This is a genomic window from Bradyrhizobium sp. MOS001, from assembly GCF_004634465.1.
In the GTDB taxonomy this organism is placed as follows: Bacteria; Pseudomonadota; Alphaproteobacteria; order Rhizobiales; family Xanthobacteraceae; genus Bradyrhizobium; species Bradyrhizobium barranii.
In genome coordinates, this window is the sequence record NZ_SPVJ01000082.1 from 1 (window position 1) to 11,671 (window position 11,671).

The following is an 11,671-nucleotide window of genomic DNA, read 5'->3' on the forward strand; positions in this document are numbered from 1 at the left end:
CCTTGGTGGTTTGTAGGTATCCAGATTCACTTCGGTTGGCTGCTCGACTTCGCGCCGTGGCAGCTTCGTAGCGACCGAAGCTTTCTCTGGGGAAATTGGTGCAATGCGGGATGCGCGAAGGTCGACCAAGTCGAAACCATTAGACCGAGGTCACGAAGCAATCCCGAAACAGAACGGTCCTAGCCTTCATCGGGTGGATAGGGGATTTCGGGTCATGTTGCGCATCATCAACGCTCTCTATGAAGAGTACTGCCAAGCTCGGCTGCACGAGATGCTGCGGATCGATGCGGTGAAGTAGAAGCCCGCCGGGTCGATGGCGATCTTGGGCGTGGCATCGGTAGACTGCTGGGTCATCGGACCTTAATCGACCGTCGAGTGCTATCGCAGCGGCTACGCCGCAAGAACCCCAATAGAGACACCGGCTGATTGGTGACGCTGACCTTGACCGCACGTGCAGGCCTACCCCCTTCATAAGCACCACGACTAATACATCTATTAGTGGCCACCCTTACGGCCGGGGTGCCTACAGTGCGCAGGAATCGGAAAACCGAAAGACCAGCGGTGCAGGGCCGCAGGTCCTGAAGCCGATCCGCAAGGCGAACGGCTATTCTCCGGGTGCCTCCCGAATTCCCAACCGACCAGGCTTCACTTTTCTAGTGTGAGAATCCAGTGCAAATGCTGAACCTGCAAAGCAGCAACGTTTTGTAAACGGACCTCGAGATTGTAGACTTCGTAGAGAAAGGCGAGATCAAGTCTTAGAGCTTCTGAATCGGTGGCGACCCAGAGGCTGCGTTTTAATTCTATTTCGGGGGCAAAACTTGTGACAGCAAGCGAGCGATCTGTCAGAACCCTCTTGGCAGTAGCGAGACGCTCCTCGATCTCAGGCGGCTCCTCACCTGCAGCCCATCGTAGTGCCGCAAGGTCATAAAATAGCACCTGTGCGTCAGGTGAGAACCATTTGCGTACGAGTTGAAGCAAGCCAGATTCCCGGATCCGCTTGGCAAATTCGTCATCAACGTCACGATACCAGTCAGATTGTTCTCGTGCCGCCTTAGCAAGAAGGCTAAGTCCGTGCGAGTATGTTTCAAGCTCAACGCCGGCGTGTTTAAACGTCGCCTTCATCTTTTGGGCAATGGCCTGCTTTATTTGAACTTCCTCAAAGTGAACGCTTTGCGAAGAAGGTCCGTCCAGAAAGCCAAACGTTCCGCCGAAAACATCTAAGCGCTCGACCTCAATTTCCTCCACGCAGGAATTCGTGACGTCCTCAAGTGCTGCAGACTTGACGATGTCCCCCGGCGTTACCTTTGAACTCTGGCGGTCAACAATAGGAATTCCGGCAGATTCATAGGACGCAGATACAAGCTGCGAACAAAACCATTGTCCTTTGTTGATCGATGGAACGATCGGGAGCAATGAAGTGAGCATATCTTCATCGGCATATTCTCTTGTGACCTGATGCTCCGCAAATGTTGCGGCGGCCAGAAGGTTCTCTCGGAAAGACGAACTGTCACGATAGCGGAAGACTCGAACATTGTTTTTGTCGAGTATGGCGTGTCGATCGAGAGAAAGCCGCACTACACCGAAGTCACCGGATTCCACCGCTACTGGAGGGCGAACAACTATAAGGACGTGCGAGAAGTCATGTCCTGTTGCTAACCTAATTGCCCCACTGATAAACGATCCAGGCGTTCGAGTTGCGACTATGTCACCCTGTGCAAGACTATCCGTCCGCAGAACCCAACGGGGTCCATCAGCCAACCCTAGCGCAATGTTGTTCTTCTTCGACACAGCCTGTTCTCCTTCTTTCAGGGGCAACAGGGAATGCAACGAGCAAGTGAAAAGCTACCGCATGTAGATGCGATCATGCAACGTACAAACTACGCCCTGTAGCCGCCCCAGTGCTCCTCAATAGTCCACAAGCGTCCATGCGTCACACGCTTTACAGCCTCGATGACCGCTTCGTACTGCTCGTGCGTGAAATTCGACCATCCAATGCCCGCAAAGCGTCGCCATTCACGCCCTGAGGATCCTACGTTTTGCTCGGCAAGCGTTTGAAGCAGAATGCGATCAATCGGCGGGTGGATAGCATCTCTTAAGAGTGTGCGCTCTGCTGAAAGATCGTCCGTCACGCCCGTAACGTATAGCGGCTTCAGATAGCAATTTATCAGCTTCGCTGCCACACCCGGTGTGAACCTGCGGCGTTCTCCGGAGCCAATTGCCTCTGGAGCGGCGGCAACGAGACGTTCCCGCCAAATGCGATGGCGGCAGTCGAAATCCTCCACCGTAGGAAGCTTATTCCAAGCCTCACCCAACTCCTGCAACCCGCAACCCTCGATTAGCCTGACCCCTTGCGCCACCGAAAATCTGCAATTTGGGGAGGAGTTAGCAGCTGTAGATGCGCACCATGCTGCGAACCGATGTCGATGAGTAACATCATCATACGGCCTTCTTGAATCCATCGTGTTCCCTCATGGTGGTGTGATCGTCTCAAGCAACACGACCGAGCGATTTCTTTATCGCCTTTTTCTAGTTAGCTTAGAGAAGCGTTCGGCAAGCTGCGCCCACAGTTGAAGCATGTCCCAATCCACCAGTGTGCGGCACTCCGTAGATCTCAGTTCGGTTGTAGATCGTGTGTGCAGAAGGCACGCAAGCTTCCTTGAGTTGGAGATCGGGGAGCTTCAGGGCTCGCCGAAGAGAGTTGGACGTCTTTGCACCGAGACATATTGCCACCAGCGGCTTTACAATTCTGATCTGAGGAAGTGTGTACGCCTCGGCGCAATACTGCATGTCGCTCATCGAAACATTGCCGGTCATGGTGCCCGGCTTGATGAACACCAGGACGTCTGTCGCATAAGGTCTGCGAAAACTCCATGCCTAAATGTGTTCGGAGCAACGCCTTCAGTCGCAGGTTCGTTGGCAAGTACTCGTCTTGCCCGGCCAACTTCCTCGCCCTAATCCGCTCAGGCGTATTGTACTTTGGTTCTCTCAGAAATTGTTCAGAGGCCAAATCTTGGCCAATTATCATCAACCCAGCGTCCACATTGCAGGCAGACTTGGTCCAAGGCACGATGTGTTCGCTCTCCCATATACCTTGGTCGAAGCTGTGAAGATGATGATATACGGTGTGAGTCTCGCTGCGCCTCTTAGCGACCAGTTCAGATAGCCATAGCGTTTTGTTCAAGACATTCTACTGGACCAACTGACGACTTGGTCGAGTTGCATCGCTATGCCGAATCAACTCCGATAATTATTGAAGTGTGGGAGGAGGAACAATGCGATTTCAACTGGCCATTGGTCCGAGCATTCAGCACCACAGATGCGTCGGCGCTCTGGACGAGTTTCAATGGTGCGATACCTTGAACCACGTGCCGAGGGGCACAGCTATAGTGCATTCCTCATCGCTGCTCTTCATGGCGCAGTGACAACCATGGCTGCATGACGGCAGCCTACAGAGGCCAGTTGACGGCGGCAGTCTAGACATAGGGCGACGACCTGTATCGCCGGAGCGTGAGCCTCCAAGAAACACCCCCGCGGGATGGGAGGAGAAACGGTGAGCCCAATTGTGAGGCCCAAAGCAATCCATCAACAGCTTGATCTATATGATTTTTGTGTAGGCGAAGCGAAACGACCCGTTGCAAAACTTCGTGCCGATGCACTACCTTACTACTTAGAGATGAGCGACTCGCAAGGTCGCCCGACCGCATGGCGACTAGCAAACACGCAGAGTGAACATGGCGTTTACGCAAAGACAACGGAAACAGTTCGCGGATGCAGCGCAATCGCTAAAACTCTATCGGAGAGCCGAGCTAACCGCGGAAGAGAGTGACAAGCCGCTGATCGAAGAACTCTACGTGGATCCCCTACCCAGCGATGGGATCTTCAACGCCATGATGAGGCCGAACACGACGTTCCTGATAGGAAGAAAAGGCACGGGTAAGTCGACGATATTTCAGAGATCCCAACACGAGATCCGTAAGCAGTCGCACTCAGTGTCGGCCTACTTAGATATCAAGACAATTTATGAATCGTCTGAGGTGGACCCAGCATTGCTTCAAAAGGCTGAGGCTTCGCAGGGTGCGCTTCCTGCGGAAGGCATACGGCGTATTTTCCTCTACGAAGAATTCGTCAAGACGGTTCTAGTCGAGATCCGGACCGAATTAAAAAAGCAAATCGAGAAGTCATTCCTTTCTCGGCTTAAGGAGCGCCTGCTATCATCGTCAGACGAAGTGTTCGAAGCTCTTGACGACCTAATCGAGAGTTCACGAGCCAGCCTATTTAACGACGTCACTGGTATAAAGATCGTTGGCAAGAAGGAAGGAAACAAGAGCGAAGCTTCAAGCAATGCAAAAGCGTCAGCAACGATCTCAGCGGATGCCACAGGGATACCAAAGGTTGCTGCTGATGGTTCAGTTGCGGCTGCGTCATCATTATCCGTACAGAATGAGAATGAATTTTCTCAGATTCTGCTCCGCTCCTTTAACATCAAGACCATCATCAACGAGTTGGGCGAAATACTACAAGGCTTTGGCATAAAGCGGCTTTACGTTTTCATCGATGACTTCTCTGAGCTGCCTGAAGACGCAATGTCCATTTTTGTGGACTCAATTTTGGCGCCGCTCAATAATTGGTCTCAGGAACTAATCAAGTTCAAAATTGCGGCCTACCCAGGGCGGATATACTATGGTCAGATTGACAAGACCAAGATCGACGAAGCGTTTTTGGATCCGTTCAAGCTTTACGGCTCGAACGATGTCTCGAACATGGAAGAGAAGGCGATTGATTTCACCTCTCGGCTCATTGACACTCGGTTGAACCACTTCTGCAATGCAGGGCTCAGTGACTTTGTAGAGGCCAATCCCGACGAGGTGGCTAAGCTCCTCTTTTTTGCCACGATGGGAAATCCGAGAAACTTGGGGCACATCCTCTCGAATCTTTACGAATCGCACATTGTCTACGGCAAATTCATCGGTGCTCGAGCTGTTCGAGACGCTGCCCGCAAGTACTACGAGGAGAAGATAGAGCCATTCTTTGGCATCCAGAAGTTTAGGCACGAGCGATTCGATGAGCGGCTTTCGATCTACAGTCTTAAAGAACTTTTGGAACTTCTGGTCAGCAGAGCCCGTGAGCTGCGGAGGTATAGAGAATCCTCCCTTATGCAGAAGATTTCAGGGCGTCCTCCTACTAGTCACTTTCACGTGGTGTCCGAATTGGAGAGCGTGCTGTCAACGTTGGAGCTAAACTTCTTTCTAACGAAATATTTCGAGATGAAGGACCGGGACGGTCGGAAGGTCTCTGTCTTTGCGCTAAACTTTGGTCTCTGCGAGAAGCACTCGATAGAATTTGGGCGTCCAGTCGGGCTTCGGGAGTTTCGCCTGTACTTCGTCGAGCGAATTTTCGATTCGAGCCATATTATCCGATCGTACTTGCACGCTAATCAAGAAATTAAGTGTGCTGACTGTGAGGCAATTTTCGGTCTCGACAAACTTGAAAGCCTGAAGCTTTACAGGATGAGATGCCCTGAGTGCGGTACGGGTATTTGCAAAGTCACTAATCTTTCCAAGAAATATGAAGCCATCTTGCGAGATGTAAATCCGGAGCTGTTACTGCCCACAACCGAGCTGGGGATCTTAGAAACGCTTTATGGCGAGCGCCGTGATCTTATGGCGGCCGAGATTGCGGAAGACCTGGACTGCTCATACCAGCTTGTTGGCAAGCGGGGAAAGATTATGGAGCAGAAGGGTCTGGTTGATCGGCTCATGGAGCAAAAACGCCGAAAGTTCCGGCTTACTGAGTTAGCGATGAAAGAATACTTCGACGGCAACGAGTCCAGAAGGCTGGACGTTGGGGAAAGTTGACAGAAGTTCGGCTGACTTTCCGGGGACTGGCCGGAGATGATGTTCCGGCCAGGATGGATTGCTGTAGGACTCAGGCCACCTTCCGGGAAGGCAGCGGCCTTGCCGACTTGCTTGCCTCACTCAACTGCGAATCAAGCTCGCCAGCTCGCACTGCCTTGATCAGGGCATCGATCACCGTCGGCAGCTTCTCTAGCGGGCCGACTGCGATCGCTGCTTTGCCCTTTTCGAACTCGATGCGCTTCGATCCGACCTTCACAGTCATCACGTAGCCGCCGTTCTGATCCTGCTGCCACCATTTGCTCGTGCGGAGCGGCTTCTCGACGAGCACCTTCTCGCCGCCTTCCTTCTTTTCCCAGCGTTTGATTCGCCGCTGATACAACGGATCGGCGAACAGCTTCTTCTGATCCTCCAAGCGGGACACCATACGTTCCCTCTTGAGAATCAATGGGTCAGAGCTGACTTTGGGCTGCGGGACGAACGTCAGAGACTTCAGAATTGAGGTCGACATCGTTAACTCCTTGGCTGTTGGGTGGGCATAAAGCCAATCCGACATACAGCCTTCGATCAGACGGTCGAGCCAAAAAGAAGCTGCGGAATCGTCCATGCTGTTGCTCAACACAACGCAAGCCCCCCAACCTCTCAAGCTACCGTTGGGGGCAGCGCATGTGTGTAAAACTGTAGCGCCTCTTTCCATCGCCAACGGTCCGCTTGATCTTATCCTCGCTCAACAGCTCGATCGTCTCCGTCGCTAGCGACTGCATTCCCTCACCGCTGCAAAGCATTCGCAGGGTAAGAAATCGCCCCGCTGACTTTGATTGACGGATTGAACAGTCGTTTTCGAGGCCGATGAGATGACCGCCCCTAAATACCAATAGCCCCTCCGTTTCGCCGGCCCTCCCTTGGCAAACCGCCGCATTGTCGGAGTACCACTTGCCTTCCAGGGATTGGATTGAAGGTGATGTCTGCGTCGATCCTTTGCCGTCTTGCGCACGCAAGAACGAGAGAACTTCTCCTTCAGAGGAGAAGCGCTTCTGCGGCGGAGCTGGAGTCTCATCCGCCGGCCGGTATCCCCAAGCAGTAATGATTTTCTTGTAATGTTCGTCGAATCGGCGAGGTTCCCAACCGTAACAAACGACGAAATATTCGAACACCGCATCTACCTGATAGGTGCTCATCTCCTTTCCAAAATTGAGGAAAGTTGCGATGTAGTAGCTTGAATTGGCTCTAGCAGAAGCCGTGAAGACAACGGCTGGGCTTGTAACGGAGCAAAGCGCAAAGCTTCGAGTAAAATTGGCGAATTCACTTCGAGACGGTCGCTTGCAATCCGCTTGCTTTTCGTCGGCGCAGGTCTGTTCAACGGACGAGATCTCGTAACGCCTTAGGGTACCGTTGTTGAGGACGTCAACCGGCTGAACGTCCCGAACCAATTTGTGAATGCAAACATCTCTCTTGCATTGAGGGGTGAGAAACACCTCGTATCCAGCACTCGGGACCCCAGCGAGGAGGCTATCTTGCTCCCTTCGTTCGCTCAGAGCCGTGACTTTTAGCAATGAGGAGGGTGCCCCATCGTGGACAGAGGATGCAAAGGAAGCCGAAAAGTTGGTTGCTTCCTGTCCAAGACCTGCAAACGAAGCCGACGCAAAGAGAAGAAAAGCCAGAACTGACAGTGGTATCAACCGCATGCGATAACTTTCAGCGAAGCGAGCAGCGCTCGCATCCTGTGACGGATAAGTTGCAATAGGCGCTTAATACCTCGGAGCATGGACGTACTCAACTGACGGACTAGGAGCCGCCACCAATCGTTTACCTACCCGCTAAACGTCTGGAAAACCGTATTACCTAAGCGGCTCGTAAGACGTCCCCCATAAGCTTTCGCACAACAAAAGGAGGGACGCGGCATGTCAATCGGTTTGAGGATCGCTATGCTTCTGTGCTGCGCTTATGCAGGTTGGCAGACTGCTGCCGTCCAATCTGGAGAGCTGCCAGAGTTTCATCAGGCGCAACTACATATTCAGCCAGACCAGCAATGAGCAGACCAAAGCTTCACGTTGACAGTCCTCAACCACGCCAAGTACAGCGTGCTGACCTTGCGCCGACCACCGGATATGCCATCGTCGTCGACGGGCATTTCAAGACCGAATTTGTTGATGAGACCGCTGCAATGAAAGCGGCAACTGGTTTGCAGGCCAAGCATCCGATGCTGAAGATCGAAATTTACGAAGCATCATCGAAGTCAAAGTCGTTGGTGAGGTAACGACTGGGTTTCATCGCAGCGGCGCCGATAACCACGTTTCCAGTTTTAATCTATCTTTAGCGATCTGCTAACAATACCCGTTTCAAGGTCGTCTCAAACGGAGGCGGCCTATGCCTTTGATGAGATATTTTGGGTTCGTCGGCAGTGCTCTAATCCTGTTGCTGATCGGAATCGGGTGGCGCTTCCCACAGCCAGCGGAACCGCTTAACAGCGGTGACGATAAACCTGCCATTAGAATAGCGTCAGCCGAAAAGTTGCCTGAGCGGGTGATCATAGATACCAGCTTACCGACGATCGTTCCTCCACCTAGCGTGTCGGAGTTTGCTGAACGATGGCCCCGAGTGCTAGCTGCGTCTGTTGAAGACGGCCCATCGCCTGCGCCAGCTGTCGAGGTACCGGCAAAGCAGAGCCCCGCAAAGCCAGAGTCACCGAAGAGAATCGCTGCACATCGAGCGGCGTCGAAGCCGAGCGTCGCATCAGCAAGAGGTGACACGGTGCCAGCTTCGCCTGCGGTTACAAGAATGTCCCTGCTGGATGTCCTGAAGGACGGCGTGGAGAAGACGCAAGCTAAACTGATAGCGAGCCTTGAGCCCTTGACTGCTCATGTTTCAAAGCTCCGACCCGAGACACGGTGACAATGTCACCCTCATTCGTCGTCGCGGCAGGACGAGCGGACTTAAAAGAACCGATAAATAGTCTCTGTAAGCGGCATCCCGCCGCAATGGAGACTCAAAATGACGTCTGAAGCACCAGACCCATTCACCAACGAGATAACGCAAGCGTCCGAACGGGTTGTAGCCAAAGCAAAGAAACAGGACTGTCAGCAACCTACCTTCGCTCCGGATAAGGACATCATTCTTTGGCTAAGCGAGAATGCGCCGATGAATTTCGATGAGCTTATCGATATTCGCTACTCGCTCTATCACCGATGCAGCCGAGCTGCATATCGCGTCAAGAGAATGAATGACGAAGAGCTCAAGATCGTAGGACGTCAGGGCTCGTTACACATCGTGAGCAATCAGGCCCGCCGCTTTTTGCTGACCAAGCTGCGAGAGCTCGCGAAAGAGAATGGTTGGCAAGGTGCTTTACCACGACTCAAGTCCGGGCCGGCGAGTCTGCAATCAGCTATTGTTCGTCAACACTGAAGGCGTGATCCTTCCGATTGCCATCTTTCCGCTGCTGTCTACTCGAATCATTCCTGCAAGGAGGAACTTTTCAGGCTTCTTTCATTTTGCTCCAACAGCGAGAGAGGCTGTGGCGCCAATGTTCAATTGGTTCAACTCAGATCGTCAAACGATCCGGCAGGATCGAAGATACCTAGAGGCGAGGGCTCGCCGCCTTCTGCAGAGCTACCTCACATCCAGTGATGAGCAAAAGCAGCGCTACTATCAGGTGATCGCCGGGGCGGCAGCAGCGTGTCAACCCGGAGTTTCCGATCCGAGCCTAGAGAATGAGAAGCTCGCCAACCGAAGTGCAGAGGCAGCCACGAATGTCGTAAAATCACGTATTCGGCAAGCAAGGTATGAGAACGACCAACTAGCCATACTGATCACAGATGCCTACGCAACCGTAGCCATTGCCTACCGCCGTGCTGCCGCAGCCTACACAGCTGATAAAGAAATGGAGCGCCTAGGGACCGCAGCTGTGCATCTAGTTACCATAGCGAATTCATTTATGGGCGCAGAGTCGGAGCGGTAGAAACAGGGACGTAATGGGGTTAGGTTGATCCGCCGTTCGGTGAACCGCTCATTCCGCTGTACACCTTGCGCAAAGCCTTTTAAGAAACTGCAGCAAAAGGGGTGGCGGGCGCTCGTTACCACGGTGCAGGTCGCCCAACGGGCACTCGAAGGCGACTCCGGCTGACCACGACAGATCTATTGCGGTACGAGTAGCGACAAGAGAAAGTCGTGGCCACCAGAAAGTGGCCACGACAATCCAGCTAATGATCATGCCGCATCGGTAGCAGGTACGCTGTTGCCGAGTCCGAATTCAAACTCGATCTCATTGGCAATCGTTCTGAGGTCCGGGAAGTAAACTGACACTATGCGGTCCAGACGCTCACGATTGAACTTGATGCCGAGTTCGCCGAGCTTACCAGCGATATTGCCGATGTAGCGGTCTTGCGCCTTGTCCTTGTTAGCAAATCGTATTGTGAAATCGACCGCTTTCAAACGGGAACGCAGAGGCTGCTCAAGCTTTCCGATCTCGTTTGCCGCAAAGATGAATCGGCATTTATCGGAACAGCGTTCGATCAAAACCCGGAGGGATGCCTGGGCGCTTTTCGTTAGGTGATCGGCCTCGTCGATGAAGCAGAGCTTGACGTGCTCGCTATCTGAAAAGGGCGATCTGGCGAACCCGGAGAGTTGATCTCGGATCGTGTCAATCCCTGCATCCATCGCCCCGTTAATCTGCATCAGGTCAAAGCCGGGCCATCCCGTCAGAAAGATCTTGGCAGCTGAGGTTTTGCCGCTCCCAGGCGGACCATGAAACACCATGTTTAACGGCAGCCTAGAGTCCAACATTTGTTGAAGCCGCCTGATGGCATGGTCTGACAAAGTCAGATCGTGAAGTTGTTGCGGCCGTAAAAGCTCTGAGAGCGGAAGTCGATTCCCGTCCGACATCATGCCGCCTCCCGATCCATGGAGACAGCATCCTCGAGACGCTCTGGCAGCCCCGCAACTGAGAGGCCGTACCAATTGGCCGATTTGTAGAGCGCACGGTAGAGATCGATCAAATCCTGATCTGAAAGACTCGATGCGTCCACCGCAAGAATACATGGCCCAGCGGTATCGGCCCCTTGAGCATCTTCATCGTTCGTCTCGGCGGGGTCGCCTGCTTTCGCCAGCTCAAGCTTTTTCAGCACCTTCGCCGGTGCTTGAGGATTAAGAATACCCCGTTCAATTAGTTCTTCTGCGTACTCTCGCCCCAACACTGCGACATCATAGATTGTCGTCCATTCAGGCGGCAGGTGGGGGGCGATTGGCAAAAGCCAATCGGCTTCGATTCCAATCTTCAGATATTTGCGGGTCGTCGATGAATCGGGCTTGCAGTGGACCCTTTCACAGAACTCATAGAAGCCGTTCTTCCCCTTGGCCTTCGCTCTTGCAAGGGTCGAGCACCGTCGAATGTGGTGCTCAGCGGCAAGTTTGCCATACATCGTGAATTCATCGACGAGGGAGTCGATCGTATCTTCGTTCTGATAATTTTCCATGGTGTTCTCAGCGTACGCAGCCCACACATCGCTATTCTCTCACCGAATCCGGTGTGAGCTGCTGATGATTGAAAGGGCGACGTACCTGATCGGACGGTCCGACCACGCTCGCAGCAGCTCATACCGAAGCCTAAGGAATGCTTCTCGGAACACCTGCGACAACCGCAGATTTTTGTTTACCAGGAGCGCCAAACAACTCAAGCAGTTTTTGCATAGCGGCGCTGTTCTATTTGGAACAGGTGGGCACGTGGCCGTTTCTTGCGATGCAGCAAATTCTCATGGAAGCGGATACCCTATGGCACCGGGCGGCGACAGATGTCACGAGAGCCGAAGGGTCACTCGATAGATGAC

The 11,671-nt window shown here is 53.1% G+C and carries 10 protein-coding genes; 4 read left to right on the top strand and 6 right to left on the bottom strand.

Annotated features, from left to right (window positions below; translation table 11 throughout):
• Positions 1-645 precede the first annotated feature (645 nt).
• Together CT676_RS41545 and CT676_RS41550 are read right to left on the bottom strand one after the other, a co-directional pair.
• The gene (locus tag CT676_RS41545; protein WP_167768330.1) at positions 646-1,788 is read right to left on the bottom strand and encodes a hypothetical protein; all 1,143 of its coding nucleotides are present in this window, start codon (positions 1,786-1,788) and stop codon (positions 646-648) included.
• 89 nt (positions 1,789-1,877) lie between these two features.
• On the bottom strand, positions 1,878-2,282 hold the full coding sequence (locus CT676_RS41550) for a hypothetical protein (protein WP_135217116.1): 405 nt from the start codon (positions 2,280-2,282) through the stop codon (positions 1,878-1,880).
• 1,449 nt (positions 2,283-3,731) lie between these two features.
• Between CT676_RS41550 and CT676_RS41555 the strand changes: the two genes are divergently transcribed.
• The gene (locus CT676_RS41555; protein ID WP_135217117.1) at positions 3,732-5,855 is read left to right on the top strand and encodes a hypothetical protein; all 2,124 of its coding nucleotides are present in this window, start codon (positions 3,732-3,734) and stop codon (positions 5,853-5,855) included.
• 70 nt (positions 5,856-5,925) lie between these two features.
• Here the strand turns inward: CT676_RS41555 and CT676_RS41560 are convergent, their stop codons facing one another.
• Both CT676_RS41560 and CT676_RS41565 read right to left on the bottom strand, forming a co-directional pair.
• Entirely contained in the window at positions 5,926-6,459 is a 534-nt protein-coding gene (locus tag CT676_RS41560) for a DUF6641 family protein (RefSeq protein WP_244623502.1), read from the bottom strand.
• 40 nt (positions 6,460-6,499) lie between these two features.
• Complete coding sequence (locus CT676_RS41565) at positions 6,500-7,030, bottom strand: hypothetical protein (protein ID WP_135217118.1); 531 nt, start codon at positions 7,028-7,030, stop codon at positions 6,500-6,502.
• An 851-nt stretch (positions 7,031-7,881) separates the two neighbouring features.
• On the opposite strand from CT676_RS41565, the gene CT676_RS41570 reads away from it, so the two are divergent.
• From CT676_RS41570 to CT676_RS41580, 3 genes are all read left to right on the top strand, one after another.
• Positions 7,882-8,109: a hypothetical protein gene (locus CT676_RS41570; protein WP_135217119.1), complete on the top strand. Its 228-nt coding sequence runs from the start codon at positions 7,882-7,884 to the stop codon at positions 8,107-8,109.
• 734 nt (positions 8,110-8,843) lie between these two features.
• Positions 8,844-9,254, top strand: coding sequence for a hypothetical protein (locus CT676_RS41575; RefSeq protein ID WP_135217120.1), 411 nt, complete (start codon positions 8,844-8,846; stop codon positions 9,252-9,254).
• Positions 9,238-9,807, top strand: coding sequence for a hypothetical protein (locus CT676_RS41580; protein ID WP_135217121.1), 570 nt, complete (start codon positions 9,238-9,240; stop codon positions 9,805-9,807). The genes CT676_RS41575 and CT676_RS41580 overlap by 17 nt, the downstream gene beginning before the upstream one ends.
• Positions 9,808-10,055: 248 nt before the next feature.
• Here CT676_RS41580 and CT676_RS41585 read toward each other — a convergent pair whose 3' ends face one another.
• Both CT676_RS41585 and CT676_RS44625 read right to left on the bottom strand, forming a co-directional pair.
• Positions 10,056-10,733 (bottom strand): AAA family ATPase, encoded by a 678-nt coding sequence (locus tag CT676_RS41585; protein ID WP_167768331.1) that lies wholly within the window; start codon positions 10,731-10,733, stop codon positions 10,056-10,058.
• Positions 10,730-11,320 carry a hypothetical protein gene (locus tag CT676_RS44625; protein ID WP_167768332.1) on the bottom strand — a complete coding sequence of 197 codons (591 nt, stop codon included), beginning with the start codon at positions 11,318-11,320 and terminating at the stop codon, positions 10,730-10,732. The genes CT676_RS41585 and CT676_RS44625 overlap by 4 nt, the downstream gene beginning before the upstream one ends.
• Between the last annotated feature and the right edge of the window lie 351 nt (positions 11,321-11,671).

Excerpts from the sequence above, each read along its gene's own strand:
- CT676_RS41575 (WP_135217120.1), top strand. The coding sequence starts at position 8,844 with ATGACGTCTGAAGCACCAGACCCATTCACCAACGAGATAACGCAAGCG.
- CT676_RS41565 (WP_135217118.1), bottom strand. The coding sequence starts at position 7,030 with ATGAGCACCTATCAGGTAGATGCGGTGTTCGAATATTTCGTCGTTTGT.
- CT676_RS41560 (WP_244623502.1), bottom strand. The coding sequence starts at position 6,459 with ATGGACGATTCCGCAGCTTCTTTTTGGCTCGACCGTCTGATCGAAGGC.
- CT676_RS41570 (WP_135217119.1), top strand. The coding sequence starts at position 7,882 with ATGAGCAGACCAAAGCTTCACGTTGACAGTCCTCAACCACGCCAAGTA.
- CT676_RS41555 (WP_135217117.1), top strand. The coding sequence starts at position 3,732 with ATGGCGTTTACGCAAAGACAACGGAAACAGTTCGCGGATGCAGCGCAA.
- CT676_RS41585 (WP_167768331.1), bottom strand. The coding sequence starts at position 10,733 with ATGATGTCGGACGGGAATCGACTTCCGCTCTCAGAGCTTTTACGGCCG.
- CT676_RS44625 (WP_167768332.1), bottom strand. The coding sequence starts at position 11,320 with ATGGAAAATTATCAGAACGAAGATACGATCGACTCCCTCGTCGATGAA.